We start from the raw sequence: 23,995 nt of genomic DNA, 5'->3' as shown, positions 1-23,995 counted from the left end.
GGCTGCCCACGACCACCCTGCCCGCGCCGCCACGGTGCCGCGCGGGCGGAGAAACGAAGAGGAAGACGCCGTGAGCGCCGCCCCGCCGCCGTACCGCCTTGTCGCGACCGACCTCGACGGCACGCTGCTGCGACCCGACGACACCGTCTCGGAGCGCACCCGCGCCGCCCTCGCCCAGGCCACGGCGGCCGGTGCCGCGCACATCATCGTCACCGGCCGGTCCGTCCCGTGGACCCGGGCGATACTCGAGGCCCTGGACTACCGGGGCCTCGCGGTCTGCGGCCAGGGCGCGCAGGTCTACCACGCGGGCGAGCACCGGCTGCTGACGTCGGTGACGCTGGACCGGCAGCTCGCCGCGCTGGCCGTCGCCAAGGTCGAGGCCGAGATCGGCCCCCTCTACCTCGCCGCCAGCCGTGACGGCATGGACGGCGACGTCCTGATCGGCCCCGGCTACCGCATCCAGGACGGCCCGCTGCCGGCCGTCCCGATCACGGACCCGGCCGAGCTGTGGCTCACCCCGCTCAACAAGCTCTACCTCCAGCACCCCGACCTCGGCGACGACGAGCTGGTCGAGGTGGCCCGCCGGGTCGCCGGTGACCTCGTGGGCGTGACGATGGCGGGCGCAGGCATCGTCGAGCTGCTGCCCCTGGGCCTGAGCAAGGCCACGGGTCTGTCGCTGGCCGCGCGCCGCCTGGGTGTGAAGGCCGCCGACACCATCGCCTTCGGTGACATGCCCAACGACATCCCGATGTTCGGCTGGGCCGCGCACGGGGTGGCCATGGCCAACGCCCATCCGGAACTGCGGGCCGTCGCGGACGAGATCACGGACTCGAACGAGAACGACGGGATCGCGGCCGTTCTGGAGCGGCTGTTCGGCTGACGCCGACCGGCTGTCCTCTCGGCCACCGCACCGGCCCCCAGGTGCCCCGGCCGCGCGTCAACGGCCAGCAGGCCAGCCCCACGGCCACGGAGATCGCGTGGCCGAGGTCGGTGTACGTCGTCCCCCCGGTGACGAGCGGCAGCCCGAAGAACAGCGTGACCGCCGGCAGATACGCCCAGCGCCAGGGCCGGGCCAGGCGGTAGGCCAGCACCCCGGCGGAAGCGGCGAGCCCGTACGAGACCCCTATGTCGACAACGTGCTTCATCGACCGGGGCACCGCGTGCTCCTGGATCGACAGCAGCAGCACCTCCTGGCTGATCAGCGTGGCCGCGACATGGGCGACGGCCACCGTGACCAGCCAGCGCAGGGTGCCGAGCCAGCGTTCGACGTTGGCGTGGAAGACCTCGAAGAGCACGGCGTAGAGCAGGAACGAGGACGGGCTCTCGATCCAGAACCCACTGATGAGCAGCGACTGCAACGGGTGCTTGGTGAGTGCGTGGATGTTGCTGCTGGTGCGGTGGAGAAGGAACGTCTCCAGCCCCTCGCTGGCCGCCGCGATGACGAGGCTGGTGATGCCGATGATCAGCAGCCAGATGTGCGTACCGGGTGACGAGCAGACCCAGCGGCGTATCCGATCGGCGGCTGTCACCATTCGAAGGTAGCCGCGGCTCCAGAACTCCGCGCGCCGACGAATCCAGCCACCTCAAGCCCGTCCGGCGATTGAGCGGCCCAGTTGTAGGATGACTGGGCAACCGGGCAAACCCCGTCCAGACCCCCCGTCCGGAGGACGAAATGACCTTGAGAGCAGCCGGACGCCAGTCCCTGGTGGACACCGTCGTCGACCAGCTCCGAGCCCAGGTCACCGCCGGCGAATGGGCCGTGGGCGGCCGTATCCCCACCGAGCACGCGCTCGCCGAGCAGCTTCAGGTCGGACGCAACACCGTCCGCGAAGCCGTCCGCGTCCTCGTGCACGCCGGAATGCTGCGCTCCAGGCAGGGCGAGGGCACGTTCGTCGTCTCCACCGCCGACCCCGGCGAGATCATGCGCGGTCTGCAGCGCGCCGGCGTGCGGGACGTGCTGGAGCTGCGCATCGCGCTGGAGGCCGAGGCCGCGCGGCTCGCGGCGGTCCGGCACGAGCCCGCCGACCTGGAGCGGATGCGCGCCGCGCTGGACGCGCAGACGGCGTTCGAGGACCCCGACGGCCAGCCCGACTCCGGGAATCTGGAGCTGTACGCCGATCACGACATCGCGTTCCACAAGGCCGTCGTCGAGGCCGCGCACAACAGCGCGCTGACCGCCACCTACGGCTGGTTCAGCAGCTCGGTGCGCGAGTCGCTGGTCACCGCGCTCGGCGACCGCGAGATGCCGCGCATCGTCCACGGCGACCACCACGCGCTCATGGACGCCATCGCCTCCGGTGACCCCGACGCCGCCGCCCGCGCCGCCCGGGCGCTGCTCGACCGCCCGAAGCAGGCCGTCGAGTCCCTGCTGGCCGAGCGCTGACCCGACGGCCCGGCCGCCCCCCGCACCACCGCACCACCTTTGGGAAAGGCACCACCATGTCCGAGACGAGGTCCGAAGCACCATTGATCGACGCGGAGGAGGCCCTGGCGCCCACCGCGCCCGTGGCCGCCGCGAGACGGCGGCTGCGTGCCCATCCCGCGCTCGTGATGCTCGGCATCGTCCTCGCCTCGCTCAATATGCGGGCCGCGCTCGCCGGGGTCTCGCCGCTCCTCGGCGAGATCGGCGACCACTTCCACCTGGCCGCCGCCGCGAGCAGCCTGGTGACGACCATTCCGCTCGTCTTCATGGGGCTCGGCTCGATCGTCGCGCCGAAGCTCGCCCGGCGCTGGGGCACCGAGGCCGTGCTCTGCGGCGCGCTCGTGCTGCTGTGCGGCGGCATCGTGCTGCGCGTCGCGCCGCCCGTCGTGGCGCTCTTCGTCGGCTGTGCGCTCGTCGGCACCGCGATAGCCCTGCTCAACGTCCTCATGCCGGGTCTGATCAAGCGGGACTTCCCGGACCGGGCCGCGAGCATGACCGCGCTCTACTCGACCGCGATGATCCTCGGCGCCACCGTCTCCGCGGCCTCCGCCGTGCCGCTGGAGAACGCCCTCGGCGGCTGGCAGGGCTCCCTCGCCTCCTGGGCGCTGCTCGCGGCGCTCGCCGCGGCGGTGTGGATCCCGCAGGTGGTCATCTCGCGCCGGGGCACCGGGCACGGGCAGCCCTCGGCGAAGCCCGTGCCCAGTGCCGGCACCGACCTCGTCCGTACGCCGCTGGCCTGGCAGATCACCCTCTTCATGGGGTCGCAGTCGCTCGTGGCCTACGTCTGCATCGCCTGGCTGCCGACGATCTTCACGGACCACGGCATGAGCAAGGCCGAGGCCGGTCTCGTCTTCGCGTTCAGCACCCTGGTGCAGATGGCCGGTTCGTTCGTCGTGCCGATGCTGGCCGGGCGGATGCGCTCGCAGCGCCTGCTGGCGGTCTCCGTGGTGCTGTTCATGGCGGCGGGCATCACCGGGCTGCTCGTGGCCCCGGTCGCCGGTGCGTGGCTGTGGGCGGTGCTGCTCGGCATCGGCCAGGGCGGTGCGCTGGGCCTCGCACTGACGATGATGGTGCTGCGCACCCGCGACGCCCACACCGCCGCCCGGCTCTCCGGCATGGCGCAGACGTGGGGCTATCTGCTGGCGGCCGTCGGGCCGTTCGCGCTGGGCGCCGTCCACCAGGCGACCGGCGGCTGGAACATCCCGATCATCCTGCTCCTGGTGGTGTGCGCGGGCTTGGTGATGCTCGGGCTCGGCGCCGGGCGCGATCGGAAGATCTGAGACGTTGAACAGGGTGGTGGTTCCCGGTGGTGGCTCCCCCCACGACCGGGAACCACCACTTTGTCCCGAACCCGCACCCGCACCCGTGTCGAGGAGACCGACCGCCGTGTTCGACGCTTCCCGGATCACCGTCCCCGCCGAACTGGCGGAGTACCACGAGTCGTACGAGGACGAGGAGGGCCGCGCCTGGATCGCCGGGCTGCCCGGGCTGGCCGCCGGTTTCCTGGACCGCTGGGAGCTGCGGCTCGACGGTCCCCCGGCGCACGGGGCGGTGGCGCTCGTCCTGCCCGTGCGCCGCGCGGACGACACCCCGGCCGTGCTCAAGCTCCAGCCGGTCGACGAGGAGACCGAGGGGGAGCCCGCCGCGCTGCGCGCGTGGGGCGGCGGCGGCGCGGTCCGGCTCCTCGGCCACGACGACGCCTCCGGCACGATGCTGCTGGAGCGGCTGGACGCCGGGCGCTCGCTGGCCTCGGTGGAGTACGACGAGGCCGCGCTGCTGACGCTCACCGAACTGCTGGCCCGCCTGGTTTCGGCCCCCGCACCGGCCGGTCTGCGGACCCTCGCCGAGCTCGCGGCCGACATGCTCGCCGAGGTGCCGGACGCGCTCCCGGCCCTGGCCGACCCGGCCGAACGGGAGCTGCTGCGCTCCTGCGCGGCCGCCGTGCGGGACGTGGCCGGCGAGGCGGGTGACCGGCTGCTGCACTGGGATCTGCACTACGAGAACGTGCTGGCGCCGTTGCCGGATAGCGGCCGCGAGCCGTGGCTCGCCATCGACCCGAAGCCGCTCGCGGGCGACCCCGGCTTCGAGCTGCTGCCCGCGCTCCGCAACCGCTGGGACGACGTCGTCCGGACCGGTGACGTGGAACGCGCGGTGCGCCGCCGCTTCGATCTGATGACCGAGACCATGGGTTTGGACCGGCGGCGCGCGGTGAACTGGACGCTGGCCCGCGTGCTGCAGAACGCCCTGTGGGACGTGGAGGACTGCGAGGAGGGCGAGGAAACCCTCGCACCCGAGCAGGTCCTGATCGCCCGGGTGCTGTTGGGCTACTGAACGCCTGCGGCGGCGGACAGCTGAAGGCTGAGCTCAGCCCATCCAGCCCGTCCGGCGATTGAGGACACCACCGCGCAGCGGGGGTCCGAACGACACGGGCTCGCAGCGGCTGAGGTCAGCCCCATCCAGCCCGTCCGGCGATTGAGGACACCACCGCGCAGCGGGGGTGCGCCCAACACCGGCCCGCAGCCCAGCTCACTCCTCCCCGGCGAGGGTCAGCGTTCGCAGCTTGCGCCCCGCAAACCACGTAGCCGCCACCGTGACGCCGATCAGCAGGACGAGCGCCAGCGGCAGGCCGACGTCCGAGCTGATCGCGCCCTCCGCGCCGATCTTCTGGGCGAGCGCCAGGGACCACTGCTGGACGCTGAGGGTGCGGGCGCCCGGGATGAGGTTGCCGAAGAGCGACTCCCACACCAGGGCGTAGACGAGGCCGGCGACGACCGCGTGCCGGGTGACGGTGCCCAGCAGCAGGAAGACCGCGCTGTAGGCGATGGAGGCGACGGCAGCGGCGGCGGCGTAGGCCACGGCGATCTGCTGGCTGTTGCCGTTGAGGATGTAGCCCGCGACGAGCGTGGGGACCGCCGAGAAGGCGACGGTGACCCCGATCGCGACGATCAGCTTGGTGAAGATGATCGTGGGCCGCTTGATCGGCTTGGCCAGGAGGTAGACCACCGAGCCGTCGTCGATCTCCGGGCCGATCGCGCCCGTACCGGCGACGACGCCGATGAGCGGGACCATCGTGGCGAGCGCGAAGCCGCCGAGGACGGTGGTGGCCGTCTCGTCGTCGGCACCGGTCATGACGCGGATCACCGCAGAGATGATCAGCAGCAGGGCGGGCAGGGCGAAGAGGATCGCGGCCCGGCGGCGGCCGAGGAGGGCCCGGTAGGTGAGCCGGGCGACGGTGGGGTGGTACAGCCCGGAGGACGCTGACATCGCTGAGGGCTCCTTTCAGGCCGCGACGAGGTAGGAGAAGACCGATTCCAGCGACTCGTCGGAGGGCGAGACCGTCAGGAGGCGGATGCCCTGCGCGCGGGCGACGCGCGGCAGAAGCTCGGTGAAGCGGCCGAAGTCGACGGCCTGGACGCGCAGGGCGCCCTCCTGGACGTCCACTTCGATGCCCGACGTGGACGGGTCCGCGATGAGCGCGGCGGCGAGCGCCCGGTCGTCGCTGGAGCGCACGAGATAGCGGTGCGGGCGGTCCGTCATCAGCCGGCGGATCTTGCGGAAGTCACCGGACGCGGCGTGCCGGCCCGCGACGACGACCTCGATGTGGGCCGCCAACTGCTCGACCTCCTCCAGGATGTGCGAGGAGAACAGGACCGTGCGGCCCTGCGCGCCCATCTGCCGCAGCAGCTCCATGAGCTGCATGCGCTGCCGCGGGTCCATGCCGTTGAACGGCTCGTCGAGGAGGAGCACCGACGGGTCGTGGACGAGGGCGGACGCCATCTTCACGCGCTGGCGCATGCCCTTGCTGTACGTGGCGATCTTGCGGTCCTGGGCGTACTCCATCTCGACCGTGGCGAGCGCCCGTTGCGCCTCCTTGGCGCCCAGGCCGTGCAACTCGGCGTTGGCACGCACGAATTCCAGGCCGGTCAAGAAGTCGTACATGGCTTCCCGCTCGGGGACGATGCCGATGTGGCGGTAGATCTGCTCGTTGCGCCAGATCGCCGTTCCGTCGAGGGTGACCGTGCCGGTGGAGGGGGCCAGGAAGCCGCCCATCATGTTGATGAGGGTGGACTTCCCGGCGCCGTTGGGGCCGAGCAGGCCGGTGACACCGGGGCCGATGACCATGGAGACGTCATTGACGGCCACCACATTGCCGAACCAGCGCGAGACGTTGTCGATGCGAAGAGTGCTCATGGGCGCAGCCCATTCCGTGAGGGGTGGTGGTCGGGCGACGGGTGGGCTGTCACAGCCCGACCTTTCGGTAGCGGCGCATCAGCAGCCCGTACGAGCCGGCGACCAGGGCGAGAAGGACGAGGAGATAGACGACGCCGGTGCCGGCCGACGGGCCGTGGCCGCCGGGGAAGGCGGAGGTGGCGGAGAGGAACGCCGTCTGCACCCCGTCGACGAGCGTGATCGGCGAGAAGAGGCCGATCCAGCTGACCGCCTCGGTGTTGTCCTGGGACAGCGCGATGCCCTGGATGGTGGACACGGCCCCGTAGGAGATCGTCAGCACGGCGATCACGGCGGCCACGCCGAAGCCGCGGCGCGGGGTGAGGGCCGCGACCACCAGGCCGATCCCGGCGAAGAGGAGGGAAAGCAGGGTCACGGAGACCAGTCCTTGCGCGAAGCCCTTCGTCTGGTCGGCGAAGTCGAGCTTGGCGAGCAGTGCGCCCACATAGAGCAGCAGCAGGGGCGTGGCGGTCAGGATGAAGAGGGCGGACGCCATCGCCGCGAACTTCGCGGCCACGTAGTCGACGCGCTCGATGGGGCGGGAGAAGTACAGCGGGACCGTCTTGAAGCGCAGGTCGCGGGAGACGGACTGCGGCGCCTGGGAGGCGACGTACAGGCCGATGACGGCCTGGAGGAGGATCGCGTACCGCGTGTACTCCAGCGGCAGCTTGTCCATCTTCGTCGCCACGCTGACCGCCACGATGATCGCGGCGGGCAGCACCATGACACCGAACAGGATCATCGGCAGGACCTTGGACTTCGCCGAGCGGCCGAGGCCGTACGCGCCGCGCAGGCTCTGCGAGAACAGCGAGCGGCGGGCGTAGGCGCGGCCGAGCCGGGGGCCCGCGTAATTACGGTAGCCGATGTTGTGAATGACGTCCTGCGCCGGGGCGGCGGTGGTCTCAGGCGGCATCGGGGGCGCCTCCGTTCTGCTCGTCGCGGAAGACCTCCGCGATGCGGTGGCGCCGCTGTTCCATGCGGACCAGGCCGAGGCCGAGCTCGGCGACGGCGTCGCGGACCGTGTCGTAGGTGCCCTCGTCGACGACGTCCACGAGGAGCACCCGCCCGGAGGCGGGCGAGCCGTCCGGGGCCCGGCCCGCGGGCTGGACCGTCAGCCGCGCCCCGGCGAGGGCGGCGCGCAGCGCGGCCACGCCGTCCGGGCAGGCGTCGGTGTCCGTGACCTCCACGGCGAGGGAGCCGGTGGCCTGGGTGAAGTCGCTGGTGGAGGAGGACCTCAGCAGCGAGCCGCCGTCGATGACCACGACGTGGTCACAGGTGCGCTCCAGCTCGCCGAGCAGGTGCGAGGTGACCAGGACCGAAATGCCGAAGTCGGTGTGGACCCGGCGGATCAGGCCGAGCATCTCGTCGCGGCCGACGGGGTCGAGGCCGTTGGTCGGCTCGTCCAGCAGGACCAGCTGGGGGTCGTGGACGAGCGCCTGGGCCAGCTTGACCCGCTGCTTCATGCCCGTCGAATAGCCGCCCATGGGGCGGTACCGCTCCTCGTAGAGCCCCACGTGGCGCAGGGTGTCGGCGGTGCGCTCGCGGGCGGCGGTGGCCGGCAGGCCGGACATGCGCGCCATGTGGACGACGAACTCGGTCGCCGACACGTCGGGCGGCAGGCAGTCGTGCTCGGGCATATAGCCGACCCGCTCGCGGATCGCGCTGCCCTCGGTCGCGACGTCGAGGCCGAGCACGGCGGCGCGGCCCTCGGTGGCCGGGGAGAGCCCGAGCAGAATCTTGATCAGCGTGGACTTGCCGGCTCCGTTGGCGCCCACCAGGCCGGTCACTCCCGGGGCGATGTCGACGGAGAGCCGGTCAAGAGCGGTCACCCGGGGGAACCGCTTGCTGAGGCTTTCGGTGGCGATCACAGTCACGTGTTCGACGTTAGTGGCGCGCGCCACAGGAGTCGTCAGACCAGATGGCTGGATGCGCCTAGTCCTCGGGTCTGACGTGCCCGTAGGGGTGCGGTACCCCTGGAGGGGGCGGTCTCCGGGTGACGGGAGGGGCGCGGGAGGCGGGACGGCAGGGGCCGGGCGGGTCGTGCGCGGGTTTTCCACAGGTGCGGGCGAGCCCCTTGACGCAGCCGCCGGACATTGTCACATTCATCATTGTCAACTTTCGTACGTGGTCAACTCGCGGGCAGGTCCCCGGATTTCACCGTCCGGGGCCCCTGCCCCGGCACAGGGACGGACGGGTGGGCATGGCGGCTGTCGTGGCGGGACGGGTCGAGAGGCGGGGGCACGGCCCCGGACGGCCGGCGGGCATCGGGGCCGACGGGTTGCGCGGGTTCCGGGCGGTGCAGCGCCTGGCGTACACCTGCGCGGAGGAGGTCGCCGCGCAGCTCGCACCGGGGATGACCGAGCGGGACGCCACCCGGATGCAGCGGGAGTGGCTGCGCGGGCACGGCGTGCGGGACTGGTTCCATCTGCCCTTCGCCTGGTTCGGGGACCGCACGGCCTTCACCGGCTTCCGGGTGCCGCTCCAGTTCTTCCCCACCGGGCGGCGGCTGGAGCCGGGCATGCCGTTCATCCTCGACATGGCACCCATCCACCAGGGCTTCACCGCCGACATCGGCTATTCGGGCTGCCTCGGCCTCAACCCGCTGCACGACCGGCTGCTGGCGGATCTCGGGCCCCACCGCGAGCTGATCCTGCGCGAGGTGCGCGAGCGGCGCCCGCTGCGCGAGATCTATGAGGACGTCGACCGGCTCATGGCCCGCCAGGGCTACGCCAACCGGCACCGCGCGTACCCCTTCGGCGTGATCGCGCACAAGGTGGACCGGGTGCGGCAGCGCCGCTGGTCGCCGCACGTGCTCGGCTTCGGCACCCAGTCGCTCAAGGGGCTGGCGTCCGACGCCGTCCACGGGCACCGCGAGGGCTGGTCGCCGCTGTGGAGCCCGTACCGCTTCTCCGACCACCCGCCGAGGCCCGGCCTGTGGGCGGTCGAACCCCACCTCGGATTCCGGGGCACGGGCGCGAAGTTCGAGGAGCTCCTGGTGGTCACCGACTCCCGGGACCCCGAGGAGAGCGCCTTCTGGCTCGACGACGATCTGCCGCACGTGCGGCGCCGGCAGGAGGAGAAGGCCGCATGAGCAGCAGCACGGACGGCACGGGTGGCGCGGGCCTCGACGGCGCGCGCGAGCGGTGGGTGCGGACGGGCGGCATCGAGCTGTGCGTCGCGGAGCTGGGTGACACCTCACGGCCCACGGTCGTGCTGGTGCACGGCTATCCCGACAGCAAGGAGGTGTGGGCCGAGGTGGCCGGCCGGCTGCGCGACCGCTTCCACGTCGTGCTGTACGACGTGCGCGGCCACGGCAGGTCCACGGCGCCGCGGCCGCTGCGCGGCGGCTTCACGCTGGAGAAGCTCACCGATGACTTCCTGGCCGTCGCGGACGCGGTGAGCCCGGACGCGCCGGTGCATCTCGTGGGGCACGACTGGGGTTCCGTGCAGGGCTGGGAGTTCGTGACCGTCCCGCGCACCGAGGGGCGCGTCGCCTCCTTCACCACCATCTCCGGGCCGTCGCTGGACCACTTCGGTCACTGGATCAACGACCGCGTCGCCCGGCCCACCCCGCGCCGGGTGGCCCAGCTCCTCGGCCAGGGCACCCGGTCCTGGTACGTGGGGGCGCTGCACACCCCGGCGCTGCCCGAAGCGCTCTGGCGCGGGCCGCTCGGCAAGCGCTGGCCGAAGATGGTGGCACGGCTGGAGAAGCTGCCCAGCGGCCCGTACCCCACGGCCTCGCTGCAGGTCGACGCGGCCCACGGCGCCTGGCTCTACCGCGACAACGTGCTGCCCCGGATGCGCCGCCCCCGCGCGGACGCCTTCGCCCATGTGCCGGTGCAGCTGATCACCCCGACCGGTGACGCCTACCTGTCCGAGCGGCTCTACGACGACCTGGAGCGCTGGGCACCACGGCTCGTGCGGCACACCCTGGCCGCCAAGCACTGGGTGCAGCGCACCCGGCCCGACCAGGTGTCCTCCTGGATCGCGGAATTCGTCACCGCCCAGGAGGAGGGCGCCCCCGCCCGCCGCCCCGCACCCTCCGGGCCGTACGCGCAGCGCTTCGGCGGGCACCTGGTGCTGGTGACGGGCGCGGCGAGCGGCATCGGCCGGGCCACGGCCTTCGCGTTCGCCGAGGCGGGCGCGCGGGTCGTCGCCGTCGACCGGGACGGGGCGGGCGCCGCCCGGACGGCCGAGATGGCGCGGCTGCTCGGCGCGGCCGAGGCGTGGAGCGAGGTCGTCGACGTCTCGGACGAGCAGGCGATGGAGAAGCTGGCCGCCAAGGTCGCCGCCGAGCACGGCGTGGTGGACGTCCTGGTCAACAACGCCGGGATCGGGCTTTCCGGCTCCTTCATGGACACCAGCACCGAGGACTGGAAGAAGGTCCTCGACGTCAATCTGTGGGGCGTCATCCACGGCTGCCGGGCCTTCGGCAGGCAGATGGCCGAGCGCGGCCAGGGCGGCCACATCGTCAACACCGCCTCCGCCGCCGCCTTCCAGCCCTCCCGGGCCCTGCCCGCCTACTGCACGTCCAAGGCCGCCGTCCTGATGCTGAGTGAATGCCTGCGGGCCGAGCTGGCCGGGCAGGGCATCGGGGTCTCCGCGATCTGCCCCGGCATCGTCAACACCAACATCACCGCGACGGCCCGCTTCACCGGCGTCCCGGAGGAGGAGCAGCAGCGCCTCCGGGACAGCACCGCGCGGGCGTACGGCAAGCGGAACTACCCCCCGGAGAAGGTCGCGGACGCCATCCTGCGGGCCGTGTTCCACGACCAGGCCGTGGTGGCGGTCACCCCGGAGGCCCGGGGCCTGAAGCTGCTGTCCCGGCTCTCGCCCCGGGCGCTGCGCGCCCTCGCCCGGATCGAGCCCCGGCTGTGACGGGCCCGCACCCCCACCAGGGCCCCCACCCAAGGAGAGGACCGAGATGAGCCACCCCCACCAGCTCGGCAGCCATCGGATAGCCCCCAGACGGGTCTCGTTCGACTGGCGGGAGACCCCGCTGCACTGGATACCGGACGAGCCCACCGCCACCCACGTCATGAACGTCCTGCATCTGCTGCTCCCCGCGGGCGAGCGGTGGTTCGTCAAGGTCTTCAAGGAGGCCCTGCCGCTCGTCCGGGACGAGGCCCTGCTGAGGGACGTCAAGGGCTTCATGGGCCAGGAGGCCACGCACAGCGTCCAGCACGCGTACGTCCTCGACCACCTCGCCGAGCAGGGCCTGGACACCACGCCGTACACCCGTCACATCGACTTCTTCTTCGACTCGCTGCTCGGCGACACCCCGCCCTTCGGCCTGCCGCTCTCCCAGCGGGAGTGGCTGCGCTTCCGGCTCTCGCTGATCGCGGCCGTCGAGCAGTTCACGGCCGTCATGGGCAATTGGATCCTGCACGCCGACGGGCTGGACCGGGCCGGCCCGGACCCGGTGATGCTGGACCTGCTGCGCTGGCACGGTGCGGAGGAGGTCGAGCACCGCGCGGTGGCCTTCGACATGTACGAGCACTGCGGCGGCGAGGGCGCGGGGCGCTACGCCCGCCGGGTACTGGGCATGGCGGTCACCGCGCCCGTGCTGTTCTACCTGTGGGGGTGGGGCACCCGCTATCTCATACGCAACGACCCGCCGCTCGCGGGCCGGCTGCGATACACGCTCCGCCACCACAACCGTGCTGTGGCCAAGGGCCTGTTGCCGCGGTGGGGGGAACTGGGCTCGGCCGTCCCCCGCTACCTCAGACGGTCGTACCATCCCTCGAAGGAGGGGTCGCTGCGCAGGGCCGTCGACTACCTGGCGACCTCACCCGCGGCACGGTCCGCGGCGGGCGCGATCGGACGCGCCGCCCTGGCCTGAGGAGTTCGTAAGGAGCCAGCCCCCTTGAGCAAGCAGCCCCAGCAGCGCCGGCAGTCTCCGCAGCCTCATCCTGGGCAGTCGGACGTTCCGGAACGTCCCGGGCCGTCGCGGCCCGCCGAGTACCGGATCGAGGACCTGGCCCGGCACAGCGGTGCCACGGTCCGCACCATCCGCGGCTACCAGGACCGCGGGCTGCTGCCGAGGCCGGAGCGGCGCGGCCGGGCGAACGTCTACCGCGACACCCACCTGTCGCGGCTCGGCCAGATCGCGGGCCTCCTCGACCGGGGCTACACCCTGGCCAGCATCAAGGAACTGCTGGAGGCCTGGGACGCGGGCCGCGGCCTCGGCGGCGTCCTGGGCCTGGTCGCCGAGGTCGAGCGGCCCTGGTCCGACGAGGAGGCCGCGCGGATGACGCGGGCCGAGCTGAACGAGAAGTTCGGCGGCACCCGGGACGACGCGGCCGTCGAGGACGCGGTGGAGCTCGGGGTGCTGGTCCGTCTGCCGGAGACCCCGGACGAATTCCTCGTCCCCAGCCCGCAGGAGCTGGCCGTCGCCGCCGAGCTGCACGCCGCCGGGGTACCGCTGCTCGCCATCTCGGGCCATCTGCGGGAGCTGCGCGCGCAGGTCGAGCACATCGCCGGCCGGTTCCTCGACTTCACCACCGAGTACGTCTTCCAGCAGTACCTCGACCACCCTCCGACCGACGCGGAGGCCACGGAAGCCGCCTCGCTCGTGCGCCGGTTGCGTCCCCTCGCCCAGCAGACCGTCGACGCCGAACTCGCCCGCGCCATGCGGGCCCTGGCCACCCGCTATCTCCGCCGGCACCTGGGAGAGACGGCAATATCCGCACCCGCGGACGCACCCCCCGCGACCACCTCGCCCGCCCCCGCCGCTGACGCCGCCGAGCCGGTGCCGCTGCCGGCCGCGACCGTGCGGGCCGTCCGCGAGCTGGTCGGCGCGGAGCACACCGCCGCGTTCATCGCCGCGGCCGCCGAACGCGAGGTCCGGGCCCGCACCATGGACGCCCTCGCCACCCGCCGCTGAGCAGGGCGTTCCCCACCCGGCGGGCGGATATGGGTATGGACGCGCAGGGCTGGGCGTCGATCGATGTCTGCACGGGCTCACAGCCCGGGCGCGCCCCACACCGGGAACCAGCGGCTCAGGTCCTCCTCGGTCCGCAGGTCGTCAACCAGCAGCGCCCGGGCCCGCAACTCCAGGGCGTTGTCCCGTCGTTCACCCCCGCCCGGCAGCGGTGCGAAGGGATAGAACGTCCCCCGCTTGTAGAGGTAGACGAGCGCGAGCGGGCGTTGCTCCGCGTCGCGGAAGCCCACCAGCGAGCAGAGCAACTGCGGGCCGAAGCCGCCCTCCTGGAGCAGCGTATTGACCGCGTGCAGGTCGTTGACCAGGGCGGCGATGCCCTCCTGCCCCCCCTCCTGCCGCGCGAGCAGCCAGGTGTAGCCGTAGCCGTCCTGACGGAACTCCACCGGGACCCCGCCGCGCCCCGTGTCGGCGTCCAGCAGGGCCCGTACGTCCTGCTGGAGCCGCTGGAACGCCCCGCCTTCCACGCTCGCGAAGCACACCGAGCCCAGGCCGGTCGGGGTGAACCCGGCGCCGGCCTGGAGGGTGACGGCGGCGGACGGCAGGGCGAAGAGCCGGTCGAGGTCGGGGCGGACGGGTTTGCTGCGGCCGAGGAGGGTGTCCAGGAATCCCACGGGCGCTCCTTCCGGACTGATGCGGGTTGTCAGGCCCGGCCGAGCTGGGCCGAGATCCGGCCGAGCTGGTCCAGCCGCTGCTCCAGCGTCGGATGGCTGGACAGCAGCCGGCTCATGCCCTCCTTCGAGAAGGCGGGCGCGAAGTAGAAGGCGTTGAAGGGCTCGGCCTTGCGCAGGTCCCGCGTCGGGATCCGGGCCATCTGCCCGGTGACCTTGGTGAGCGCCGACGCGAGCGCGGAGGGGCGGCCGGTCAGCAGTGCGGCGGCCCGGTCGGCGGACAGCTCGCGGTAGCGGGACAGCATCCGGGTGAGCAGATAGCTGATGGCGTAGACGACGGCGCTGATCAGCGGGATCAGCACCACCAGGATGGCGGCGCTGCTGTCGCGGCCGCCGGACTGACGGAAGCCGCCCCACAGCCCGATCCGGGTCACGATCCCGGCCAGGACGCCCAGGAAGGAGGCGATGGTCATGACGGCCACGTCGCGGTGCGCGACATGGGACAGCTCGTGCGCCAGGACGCCCTCCAGCTCCTCGGGCTCGAGTCTGCGCAGCAGCCCGGTCGTGGCGCACACCAGCGCGTTCTTCTGATTGCGGCCGGTGGCGAAGGCGTTCGGCACATCGCTGTCGGCGATGGCCACCCGGGGCTTGGGCATGTCCGCGAGCGCGCACAGCCGGTCCACGGCCCCGTGCAGCTCGGGGGCCTGCTGCGGGGTGACCTCGCGGGCGCCCATGCCGAAGGCGGCGATCCGGTCGCTGAACCAGAACTGCGCGATGAACAGCCCGCCGGCCAGGAGCAGGATGATCGGCCACGCCCCGCGCAGCAGCGCCAGCAGCACGCCGACGAAGACCACGTAGAGCAGCCCGATGAGGAACATCGTGCTCACCATGCGGGTGGTCAGCCCGCGGTCGGGGGCGAATCGGGTGCCTGGCATGGGACCTCCAGGGCTCTGCGGGCGGGTGCCCGCGGAAACAGCCTCTGACCCGATTCTCCCTCTTTGCCGGATATCGGCGGAGTAAAGGCGCCCGGAGCGGGCCGAAACCCGCCCCAAAACGCCCCCGGCCCCCGTCAGCCCAACTGAGCGAGCCCCTCGGTGGCGATCTTCTCGAAGACGGCGACGTCCGCCGCGAAGAGCGAGTCCGCGATCGGCCAGTGCACCACGATCTCGTCGAAGCCCAGCTCGGCGTGCCGGCCGGCGAAGTCGACAAAGGCATCGAAGGAGGCCAGCGGCCGGTCCGGGGTGAAGCCCGTGAGCAGCACCTTCTCCAGCTCCGCGACGTCGCGGCCCTCGGCGGCGCAGGCCGCGCCGAGCTTCTCGATCTGCCCGGCGATGGCCTCCAGGGACTGGTCGGGCGTGCCCGTCTCCGACAGCTTCGGGTCACCCGTGGTCACCCACGCCTGACCGTGCCGGGCCGCGAGCTTCAGGCCGCGCGGGCCGGTCGCGGCGACCGCGAAGGGCAGCCGGGGCCGCTGCACGCAGCCGGGGATGTTGCGGACCTCGAAGGCGGAGTAGTGCTCGCCCGGGGCCGTGACGACGTCCTCGGAGAGCAGCCGGTCCAGCAGCGGCACGAACTCCGCGAAGCGGTCGGCGCGCTCGCGGGGCGTCCACGCGCCCTCGCCGTCCTTGGACAGGGCCGTCGCGTCGAAGCCCGAGCCGCCCGCGCCGATGCCGAGCGTGATGCGGCCGCCCGAGATGTCGTCCAGGGAGATGAGCTCCTTGGCGAGCGTCACCGGGTGCCGGAAGTTGGGGGAGGTGACGAGCGTGCCGAGGCGCAACCGCGAGGTCGCGGTCGCGGCGGCCGTCAGGGTCGGTATCGCGCCGAACCAGGGCCCGTCACGGAACGTGCGCCAGGACAGGTGGTCGTAGGTGTAAGCGGTGTGGAAGCCCAGTTCCTCGGCTCGCTGCCAGGTCTCGCGGCCGCCCTCGGACCAGCGGCGGTCGGGAAGGATCACGGTGCTCAGTCGCATGAACCGAGCCTACGGCCTGGCCGGCCGCCCTTGGATGCGGGGCCTGACCCGCCGGCCCTCCGCAAGCGCACCGCAGCCCACCGGGCCAAACGCACACTTGTGCGCCATCGCGCCCGTCTGTCAACGAGAATGGGACCGTGACTTCAGCGACCGAGCAGCCCGAGACCCCGGCCCTCCGCCGGCCAGCCGCCACGCCCCGGCTGATCGCCACCGACCTCGACGGCACCCTGCTGCGCGACGACAAAACGGTCTCCGACCGCACCGTCGCCGCCCTGGCCGCCGCCGAGGCGGCAGGCATAGACGTCTTCTTCGTCACCGGCCGCCCGGCCCGCTGGATGGACGTCGTCAGCGACCACGTGCACGGCCACGGCCTGGCCATCTGCGCCAACGGCGCCGCGGTCGTCGATCTGCACGACGGGGGCCGCTTCGTCGAGGTCCGCCCGCTGGACCGGGCCGCCGCCCTGGCCGCCGTGGAGAGCGTGCGCGCCGCCGTCCCCGGCGTGTCCTTCGCCGTGGAGCACACCACCGGCATCCTCTACGAGACGCGGTACCCGCCCTTCTACCTCGACCCTGGCGCGGTCATCGACTCCGCCGAGCACCTGCTGGCCAACGGCTCCTCGGCCGACACCCCCGACGGCCCGATCCTCAAGCTGCTCGCCCACCACCCCGACCTCTGCCCCGACGACTTCCTCGCCCGGGCCCGGTCGGCGGGCGGCGCGCACGGCTCGTTCACCCGGTCCAGCCCCACCGCCCTGCTGGAGATCAGCGGCCTCGGCGTCAGCAAGGCCAGCACCCTGGCCCAGTGCTGCGCCGAGCGCGGCATATCCCCCGAGGAGGTCGTGGCGTTCGGCGACATGCCGAACGACCTGGAGATGCTCAGCTGGGCGGGCACCTCGTACGCGATGGCCAACGCCCACCCCGAGGTGCTCGCGTCCACCACGAACCGCACGGCGGCCAACACGGAGGACGGCGTCGCGGCGGTCATCGAACAGATCCTGCACGGTCTCCCCTAGCGGGCGCGGGCTCAAGCACCGGCCGGGCTCAACGGGCTGAGCTCAGCCGAATCAAGCCCGTCCGGCGCTTGAGGACGCGCCCGCAGGCCGCCCGCCGCGGCCCGCCCTACAACCGGACACCCCGGGCTCGCAGCCACGCCACCGGATCAACGGCAGACCCGTACCCCGGCTTCGTACGGATCTCGAAGTGCAGATGCGGCCCGGTGGAGTTCCCAGTGTTCCCGGACAGCCCGATCCACTGGCCCGCGAGCACCGGCTCCCCCGGCACCACGAAGGACGCCGACAGGTGCGCGTACTGCGAGTACCAGCCCTCGGCGTGGCGGATCACCAGGCTGATGCCGAACGGTCCGCCGCAGCCTGCGGAGACCACCGTCCCCGCCCCGACCGACCGCACGGGGGTGCCGATCGGGACCGCGAAATCCTGCCCGGTGTGCCCGCGCGCCCAGCTCGCGCCCGAGTCGCCGTACCCGGCCGACAGCTCGTACGCCAGCACCGGGCGCGCCCATTCCGCCTCCTCGGCCGCCCCCGCCGTGTCCACGGCGGCCGGGCCGTAGGCGCCCGCCGCGGCGGTGAACCTCTCACGGTCGAGCGGCTCGCACCGCCCCCGGGCGATGGCGGCCCGGGCCATGGCGTCCAGCCTGCCGCGCGCCGCCGCCAGCCGCCGGTCGGCCACCCGGCGCTCCGCGCGCAGCCGCGCGAGGTCCTCCTCGGCGGCGGGCCAGGAGGCCGCCGCCGCCTGCTCCCGGGCCGCCAGCTCCCGGCTCTTGCGGTCGGTCTCCCCCAGCGACGCCGCCAGCAGCTCCCGGCGGCGCTCGGCGGTCGACTGGCGGTCCAGCAGGTCCACCGGGTCGTCCGAGGCCGCGACGGGGGCTTCGGCGGCCGTGAACCCGCCCGTGCGGTACTGGGCGCGGGCGGCCGCCCCGGCGTCCTCGCGCAGCGCCGAGGAGACGATCCGCTGCTGACGCAGCTGCCGGGCGACCCGGCGGACGCCCGCCGTCTGCTCCTTCGCCTCCCGCACCCGGGTCTCGTACCGCTGCCGGGCCCGCCCCGCCTCCTCCGCCAGCCGGAACACCTCCGAGCTGACGCGTACGAGGCGGTCCGGTGCCCTGGCGGCGGCCGAGGCGTCCGGAACCACCGGCGTCCCCAGCGGACAGACCGCCACGCAGAATGCGCACAGCACCGCGCGACGGGTCCAACAGCTCCAACGGTTCCAACGGGGCCGGTGAGGCCGACGGGAAGGGCGATACGGGCGTCGCATGAACGAGATCGTTTCCCGCACGCCACCGGTACGCCCCCGCACAGGCCCGTTCGGGGGAGCCGATACCGCTACAAGGGCGGCACCTGCCGCGAGAACGGCCTACAGCGGCGCCTCCCACACCACCCGCGTGCCGCGCCCGTCCTCGCCGATCCCCGGACCGTACGTACTGGAGCCGCCCAGCGACTCGGCCCGCTTCGCGAGGTTGCGCAGCCCGCTGCGCCGCCCGCCCTCCGGAATGCCGACCCCGTCGTCGGCGACGGTCAGCCGGACCGCGCCCCGCCCGTCCGGCAGGGTGACCGTCGCGTCGACGACCACTTCGATACGGGAGGCCCCGGCGTGCCGGAAGGCGTTGGAGAGGGCCTCGCGCAGCGCCGCGATGAGGTTCTTGCCGGTGAGCTCGCCGACCTTCGCGTCGACCGGGCCGATGAAATTCGCGGACGGCTGGAAGCCGAGCGGCACGGCCGCCGTGCCGATCTCCCGCAGCACCCGGGTGCGCAGCCCGGCGGGCGCCTCACCGGGGCCCTGCTGGAGGGCGAAGATCGCGGTACGGATCTCCTGGATGGTCACGTCCAGCTCGTCGACCGCCTGCCCGATCCGCTCCCGCACCTCCGGGACGACGGCCTTGCGCGCGGCGCCCTCCAGCATCAGCCCGGTGGCGAACAGCCGTTGGATGACCAGGTCGTGCAGGTCCCTGGCGATCCGGTCGCGGTCCTCGAAGACGGCGAGCCGCTCCCGGTCGCGCTGCGCCTCGGCCATGACGAGCGCGAGGGCCGCCTGCGCGGCGAACTGTCCGGCCAGGGTGCGCTCGGCGTCGGTGAACTTCCGCTGGCCACGCGCGCGTGGCGTCGCGAGCGTGCCGAGGACCCGGTCGCCGCTCTTGAGCGGCAGCAGCATGCTCGGCCCGAACCGGGGCGCGACCTCGGTGATCATGCGCGGGTCGGTGGCCGAGTCGTCGATGAAGACCGGCTCGCCCGCGAGGAGCTGGGAGGCGACCGGGCTGTGCGGCGGTATCACCGTGCCCAGCAGCCCGGCCGGTTCGTCGGCGGAGACCGCCACCATCTCCAGTCCGCCCTCGCCGTCCGGCAGCAGCACGATGCCCGCCGCCGAGTCCGCGAGCCGGCGGGCCTGTTCGGCGACGACCGCGAGCGCGTCCTCCGCGTCGTTGCCCGCCAGCAGGGCCGTGGTGACGGCCACCGAACCGTCGATCCAGCGCATCCGCTGACGGCCCTGTTCGTACACGCGCGCGTTGCCGATCGCGATGCCCGCCTCGGTCGCCAGGATCTTCACCATGTGCAGGTCCGCGATGCTGAACTCGCGGCCGCCGCGCTTCTCGGTGAGATAGAGGTTGCCGAAGATCTCGTCCTCGACGCGGATCGGAACGCCCAGGAAGTTGCGCATCGGCGGGTGTTCCGGTGGGAAGCCCGCCGAGCGCGGGTCGTTGGCCAGGTCCTGGAGCATGACGGGCGCGGGCTGGTGGATGAGCGCGCCGAGCAGCCCGTGGTGGCCGTCGGGCAGGGCGCCGATGCGCTCATGCTGCTCCTCGGTGACGCCGTAGGTGATGAAGTCGGCCAGCCCCTCGCCGGTGGAGTCGATGACCCCGATGGCGGCGTACTCGGCGTCGGCCAGGTCGGCGGCGGTCGCGGCGATCCGGTCGAGGACGCTGTGCAGCTCCAGCCCGGTGCCCACCGAGCGCATGGCCTCCAGCAGCTGCGGCACGCGCGCGCTCAGCTCCGTGGACATGCCCTGGAGACTGCGGGTGGCCTCGGTGGCGATCTCCAGGGGGTCCATGCGCCGCGGCACCTCCCCGCCGCCGGGGGTACCCGCGGAGCCCGTGGACTCCGCGGGGGGTTCTTCCGTCGCTGCCATGCCCCTGAGCCTAGTAAGTCCCATTTGTCAGGGAAAGAGCGTTGCCGCTGGTGTCCGCCACCAGTTCCCGCTCCAGCATCCGGCGGAACGGGCCGTCGAATGCCGCCAGCTCCTCGTACGTCCCCCGCTGCACCGCCCGGCCCCGCTCCAGCACGATCACCTCGTCGACCGCCGCCAGCCCGGCCAGCCGGTGCGTGATCAGCACCGTCGTACGCCCCTCGGTGGCCGCCAGCAGATCGGCGGTCAGCGCGTCGGCGGTCGGCAGGTCGAGGTGCTCGGCGGGCTCGTCCAGCACCAGCACGGGGAAGTCCGCGAGCAGCGCCCGGGCCAGCGCGAGCCGCTGCCGCTGGCCGCCGGACATCCGCGCCCCGTGCTCGCCGACGAGGGTGTCGAGCCCCTGCGGCAGCGAGTCCACCCACTCCAGCAGCCGCGCTGCCCGCAGCGCGGCGCGCAGCTCCGCCTCGTCCGCGTCCGGCCGCGCGAGCCGCAGGTTCTCCCGCACCGAGCTGTCGAAGAGGTGCGCGTCCTGCGCGCACAGCCCCACCAGACGCCGCAGGGCGTCGCCGTCCATGGCGGCCGCGTCCTCGCCCGCGAGGGTGTACGCGCCGGACTCGGCGTCCAGGAAGCGCAGCAGCACCTGGGCGAGCGTGGTCTTGCCCGAACCGGACCGGCCCACGACCGCGACCCGGCGGCCCGGCACCAGCTCCATCGACAGCCCGTCCAGGGCCGGCACGTCCTGCCCCGGGTAGCGCGCGGTCAACTCCGTGACGCGCAGCGGGAACGGGGACCGCGGCGCGGGCCGCGAGCCGTCCCGTACGGGCAGGGGGGCGTCCAGCACCTCGTACACCCGCTCGGCGGAGCGGCGCACACGCTGCCGGTGGCGCACCGCGAGCGGCAGCGCCGACACCGCCTCGAAGGCCGCCAGCGGCATCAGCACGACGACCGCCAGCCACAGCCCGCCGAGCCGGCCGTCGTGCACGGCCTCCACACCCGCCCAGGCCGCGGCGGCCACGGTCAGCCCGCAGGCGAGGGCGGACAGCCCCGCGCCGAGCGCCCCCGCCGCCGATGCGCGCCGGGCGATGCCGGTGAGCACCCCGTCGGCGCGCCCCGCCTCGGCCAGCCGGGCCGGCATCGCTCCCGCCGCCGTCAACTCCGGTGCCCCGGCCAGCAGATCGACCACCTGCGTCGCCAGCGCGCCGCGCGCGGGCGCCAGCCGCCGCTCGGCACGCCGGGCGACCGCCGCCGACAGCGCGGGCACGGCCACCCCGGCGGCCAGCAGCCCGACGGCGAGCACCGCGCCCGCCTCCGGCAGCAGCCACGCGGTGAACCCCACCGAGGCGGCACCGACGACGACGGCCGCCCCGAGCGGCAGCAGCCAGCGCAGGAAGTAGTCCTGCAACTCGTCCACGTCCGCGACGAGCCGCGACAGCAGATCACCGCGGCGCGTCTCCCGCAGCCCCGCCGGGGCCAGCCGCTCCAGGCGCCGGTACACCGCGACCCGCAGCCCCGCGAGGGCGCGCAGCACGGCGTCGTGCGAGACCAGGCGCTCGGCGTAGCGGAAGACGGCCCGGCCGATCCCGAACGCGCGGGTCGCGGTGACGGCGACCATCAGATAGAGCACCGGCGGCTGCTCGGAGGCCCGCGAGATCAGCCACCCGGACACCCCCATCAGCCCGACGGCACTCCCGAGCGCGAGGCTCCCGAGCAACAACGCCAGCCCGAACCGCCCCCACCAGGGCCTGCCGGCGGCCCGCACCCGAACGAGGGGCCGGTGCCCGGCGGGCGCGGCCGCCCGGTCGCCGTCGGCGGGGGCCACGCCGCCACCGTGGCCGGCCGGTGTGGCCGGACCCACCACTGCCGGGCGGTCGGCCACCGCGCCGGGCTCGCCGGGAGCCGCGTCCTCGCCCCGTTCGGCCGACGCGGCGGACAGGTTGTCGACAAGGCCACCCTCGGGGCGGGAAACCGGGCCGGAGGCCAACGGCAGTCGGACCACCCGGTCCGCGACCGACAGCAGCGCCGGCCGGTGGGCGACCAGCAGCACCGTGCGGCCTTCGGCCAGCCGGCGCACGGCCTCCACCACGGCGGCTTCCGTCTCGCCGTCCAGGCTCGCCGTCGGTTCGTCGAGCAGCAGCACGGGACGGTCCGCGAGGAACGCCCGGGCCAGCGCGAGGCGTTGGCGCTGACCGGCGGAGAGCCCGGCGCCGTCCTCGCCGAGGCGGGTGTCAGTGCCCTGGTGCAGCATGGAGACGAAGTCGAGCGCACCGGCCGCCCGCAGTGCGTCCCGCACCTGCGCGTCCGTGGCGTCCGGCCGCGCCAGCCGGACGTTCTCGGCGACCGTTCCGGCGAACAGACGGGGCCGTTGCGGGACCCAGGCCACCTGGTCCCGCCAGCTTTCGGGGGAGAGCGATGACAGATCCGCACCGCCCACGCACACCCGCCCGGCCGTGGGCCGCGCGAAGCCCAGCAGCACGTTCAGCAGGGTCGTCTTGCCGGCGCCGCTCGGCCCCACGAGCGCGACCGTCTCCCCGGGCCGCACCTCGAACGAGACCTCGGGCAGCGACGGTTCGGCCCGCCCCGCGTGCCGCACCACGAGTCCCTCGACGCTCAGCGCCGCGCTCCGGGCGTCCGGCGCGGACCGGGTCCCGGCCGGGGCGGGCTCGGTCTCCAGGACGGCGAAGACCTCGTCGGCGGCGGCCAGCCCCTCCGCCGCCGCGTGGTACTGCGCGCCCACCTGCCGCAGCGGCAGATACGCCTCGGGCGCCAGGACCAGCACCATCAGACCGGTGTAGAGGTCGAGTTCGCCGTGCACGAGCCGCATGCCGATCCCGACCGCGACGAGCGCGACCGACACCGTGGCCAGCAGTTCCAGGGCGAAGGAGGAGAGGAAGGCGAGGCGCAGCGTGCGCAGCGTCGCGCGCCGGTAGTCGGCGGTGATGGCGCGGATCGACTCGGCCTGCGCCTTGGCCCGCCCGAAGACCTTCAGGGTGGGCAGCCCGGCGACGACGTCGAGAAAGTGCCCGGAGAGCCGGGACAGCAGCCGCCACTGCTTGTCCATCCGGGACTGGGTGGCCCACCCGATGAGGACCATGAAGAGGGGGATCAGCGGCAGCGTGAGGACGATGACGAGCGCCGAGACCCAGTCGGCGGTGACGACACGGGCGAGCACCGCGACGGGCACCACGACCGCGAGGCCGAGCTGGGGCAGATAGCGGGCGAAGTAGTCGTCGAGGGCGTCGACTCCGCGCGTGGCGAGCGCGGTCAGCTCCCCGGTGCGCCGCGTGGCGATCCAGGAGGGCCCGAGCCGGGTCGCGTGCGCGAGCAGCCGCCCGCGCAGCTCGGACTTGACCGCCGCGCTCGCGCGGTGCGCGGCCAGCTCGGTGAGCCAGGACACGGCCGCCCGGCCGACGGCCACGGCCGCCAGCAGGACGAGCGGCGTGGCCAGGTCAGCGGTGGTGCGCCCGTGCTGGAAGGCCCCGGTCACCACCTCGGCGACCAGCATCGCCTGGGCGATGACCAGACCGGCCCCCGCCAGTCCGAGCACGACGGAGGCAGCCAGGAAGAAGCGGGTCGCGGCGGCGTACCTGAGCAGTCGTGGGTCGACGGGCTTCATGCGCGATCAGTCCTCACTGCGGGATCGGTGGCCCCGGTGGCTCATCTGTCGGTTCTTCGGCTGCGGGCCGTCTTGCCGC

General features: G+C 73.4%; 20 protein-coding genes. 9 read left to right on the top strand and 11 right to left on the bottom strand.

Going from position 1 to position 23,995, the window contains the following annotated elements; genetic code table 11:
* Window positions 1–70: 70 nt before the first annotated feature.
* Window positions 71–880, top strand: a complete 810-nt coding sequence (locus JO379_RS17685; RefSeq protein WP_209515722.1) for an HAD family hydrolase — start codon at window positions 71–73, stop codon at window positions 878–880.
* Here the strand turns inward: JO379_RS17685 and JO379_RS17680 are convergent.
* The gene (locus JO379_RS17680; protein WP_307842041.1) at window positions 822–1,529 is read right to left on the bottom strand and encodes a rhomboid-like protein; all 708 of its coding nucleotides are present in this window, start codon (window positions 1,527–1,529) and stop codon (window positions 822–824) included. The genes JO379_RS17685 and JO379_RS17680 overlap by 59 nt on opposite strands.
* 143 nt (window positions 1,530–1,672) lie before the next feature.
* Between JO379_RS17680 and JO379_RS17675 the strand changes: the two genes are divergently transcribed.
* The 3 genes from JO379_RS17675 (at window position 1,673) to JO379_RS17665 (ending at window position 4,753) form a co-directional block, all read left to right on the top strand.
* Window positions 1,673–2,383 carry a FadR/GntR family transcriptional regulator gene (locus JO379_RS17675; protein ID WP_130878508.1) on the top strand — a complete coding sequence of 237 codons (711 nt, stop codon included), beginning with the start codon at window positions 1,673–1,675 and terminating at the stop codon, window positions 2,381–2,383.
* 56 nt (window positions 2,384–2,439) lie between these two features.
* Window positions 2,440–3,702, top strand: a complete 1,263-nt coding sequence (locus JO379_RS17670) for a CynX/NimT family MFS transporter (RefSeq protein WP_130878509.1) — start codon at window positions 2,440–2,442, stop codon at window positions 3,700–3,702.
* A gap of 106 nt (window positions 3,703–3,808) precedes the next feature.
* Window positions 3,809–4,753 (top strand): aminoglycoside phosphotransferase family protein, encoded by a 945-nt coding sequence (locus JO379_RS17665; RefSeq protein ID WP_209515720.1) that lies wholly within the window; start codon window positions 3,809–3,811, stop codon window positions 4,751–4,753.
* 195 nt (window positions 4,754–4,948) lie between these two features.
* Here the strand turns inward: JO379_RS17665 and JO379_RS17660 are convergent, their stop codons facing one another.
* Genes JO379_RS17660 through JO379_RS17645 form a run of 4 tightly spaced genes read right to left on the bottom strand, consistent with a single transcriptional unit; the run spans window position 4,949 to window position 8,523 of the window.
* Complete coding sequence (locus JO379_RS17660; protein ID WP_130878816.1) at window positions 4,949–5,668, bottom strand: ABC transporter permease subunit; 720 nt, start codon at window positions 5,666–5,668, stop codon at window positions 4,949–4,951.
* Between the two features lie 33 nt (window positions 5,669–5,701).
* A complete protein-coding gene (locus tag JO379_RS17655) occupies window positions 5,702–6,613 on the bottom strand; it encodes an ABC transporter ATP-binding protein (protein WP_130878511.1) in 912 nt (303 codons plus the stop codon).
* A gap of 49 nt (window positions 6,614–6,662) precedes the next feature.
* Complete coding sequence (locus JO379_RS17650) at window positions 6,663–7,562, bottom strand: ABC transporter permease subunit (RefSeq protein ID WP_209515718.1); 900 nt, start codon at window positions 7,560–7,562, stop codon at window positions 6,663–6,665.
* The gene (locus JO379_RS17645) at window positions 7,552–8,523 is read right to left on the bottom strand and encodes an ABC transporter ATP-binding protein (RefSeq protein ID WP_307842040.1); all 972 of its coding nucleotides are present in this window, start codon (window positions 8,521–8,523) and stop codon (window positions 7,552–7,554) included. The genes JO379_RS17650 and JO379_RS17645 overlap by 11 nt, the downstream gene beginning before the upstream one ends.
* A 326-nt stretch (window positions 8,524–8,849) precedes the next feature.
* On the opposite strand from JO379_RS17645, the gene JO379_RS17640 reads away from it, so the two are divergent.
* The 4 genes from JO379_RS17640 (at window position 8,850) to JO379_RS17625 (ending at window position 13,535) form a co-directional block, all read left to right on the top strand.
* The gene (locus JO379_RS17640; protein WP_130878514.1) at window positions 8,850–9,740 is read left to right on the top strand and encodes a M24 family metallopeptidase; all 891 of its coding nucleotides are present in this window, start codon (window positions 8,850–8,852) and stop codon (window positions 9,738–9,740) included.
* Window positions 9,737–11,527 carry an SDR family oxidoreductase gene (locus JO379_RS17635; RefSeq protein ID WP_209515713.1) on the top strand — a complete coding sequence of 597 codons (1,791 nt, stop codon included), beginning with the start codon at window positions 9,737–9,739 and terminating at the stop codon, window positions 11,525–11,527. The genes JO379_RS17640 and JO379_RS17635 overlap by 4 nt, the downstream gene beginning before the upstream one ends.
* Window positions 11,528–11,573: 46 nt before the next feature.
* Complete coding sequence (locus JO379_RS17630; protein WP_130878516.1) at window positions 11,574–12,491, top strand: metal-dependent hydrolase; 918 nt, start codon at window positions 11,574–11,576, stop codon at window positions 12,489–12,491.
* Window positions 12,492–12,617: 126 nt separating this feature from the next.
* Window positions 12,618–13,535 carry a MerR family transcriptional regulator gene (locus JO379_RS17625; protein ID WP_242626138.1) on the top strand — a complete coding sequence of 306 codons (918 nt, stop codon included), beginning with the start codon at window positions 12,618–12,620 and terminating at the stop codon, window positions 13,533–13,535.
* 77 nt (window positions 13,536–13,612) lie between these two features.
* Here the strand turns inward: JO379_RS17625 and pspAB are convergent, their stop codons facing one another.
* The 3 genes from pspAB to JO379_RS17610 form a co-directional block, all read right to left on the bottom strand.
* Window positions 13,613–14,203 (bottom strand): PspA-associated protein PspAB, encoded by a 591-nt coding sequence (gene pspAB, locus JO379_RS17620; RefSeq protein WP_209515707.1) that lies wholly within the window; start codon window positions 14,201–14,203, stop codon window positions 13,613–13,615.
* 29 nt (window positions 14,204–14,232) lie between these two features.
* Window positions 14,233–15,135: a zinc metalloprotease HtpX gene (gene htpX, locus JO379_RS17615; protein ID WP_130878519.1), complete on the bottom strand. Its 903-nt coding sequence runs from the start codon at window positions 15,133–15,135 to the stop codon at window positions 14,233–14,235.
* A 134-nt stretch (window positions 15,136–15,269) separates the two neighbouring features.
* Window positions 15,270–16,169 carry an LLM class flavin-dependent oxidoreductase gene (locus JO379_RS17610; protein WP_130878520.1) on the bottom strand — a complete coding sequence of 300 codons (900 nt, stop codon included), beginning with the start codon at window positions 16,167–16,169 and terminating at the stop codon, window positions 15,270–15,272.
* Window positions 16,170–16,306: 137 nt separating this feature from the next.
* Here JO379_RS17610 and JO379_RS17605 point away from each other — a divergent pair, with 137 nt between their 5' ends.
* Window positions 16,307–17,182 (top strand): Cof-type HAD-IIB family hydrolase, encoded by an 876-nt coding sequence (locus JO379_RS17605; RefSeq protein WP_209515705.1) that lies wholly within the window; start codon window positions 16,307–16,309, stop codon window positions 17,180–17,182.
* Window positions 17,183–17,288: 106 nt separating this feature from the next.
* Here JO379_RS17605 and JO379_RS33945 read toward each other — a convergent pair whose 3' ends face one another.
* From JO379_RS33945 to cydD, 3 genes are all read right to left on the bottom strand, one after another.
* Window positions 17,289–18,344, bottom strand: a complete 1,056-nt coding sequence (locus tag JO379_RS33945) for a M23 family metallopeptidase (protein ID WP_130878522.1) — start codon at window positions 18,342–18,344, stop codon at window positions 17,289–17,291.
* A gap of 195 nt (window positions 18,345–18,539) precedes the next feature.
* Entirely contained in the window at window positions 18,540–20,228 is a 1,689-nt protein-coding gene (locus JO379_RS17595; RefSeq protein ID WP_209518737.1) for a GAF domain-containing sensor histidine kinase, read from the bottom strand.
* Between the two features lie 88 nt (window positions 20,229–20,316).
* Window positions 20,317–23,916, bottom strand: coding sequence for a thiol reductant ABC exporter subunit CydD (gene cydD / locus JO379_RS17590; RefSeq protein ID WP_209515702.1), 3,600 nt, complete (start codon window positions 23,914–23,916; stop codon window positions 20,317–20,319).
* Window positions 23,917–23,995: the final 79 nt, after the last annotated feature.

This window comes from Streptomyces syringium (genome assembly GCF_017876625.1).
Taxonomy (GTDB): domain Bacteria; phylum Actinomycetota; class Actinomycetes; order Streptomycetales; family Streptomycetaceae; genus Streptomyces; species Streptomyces syringius.
This window is presented reverse-complemented; position numbering and strand designations above follow the sequence as displayed.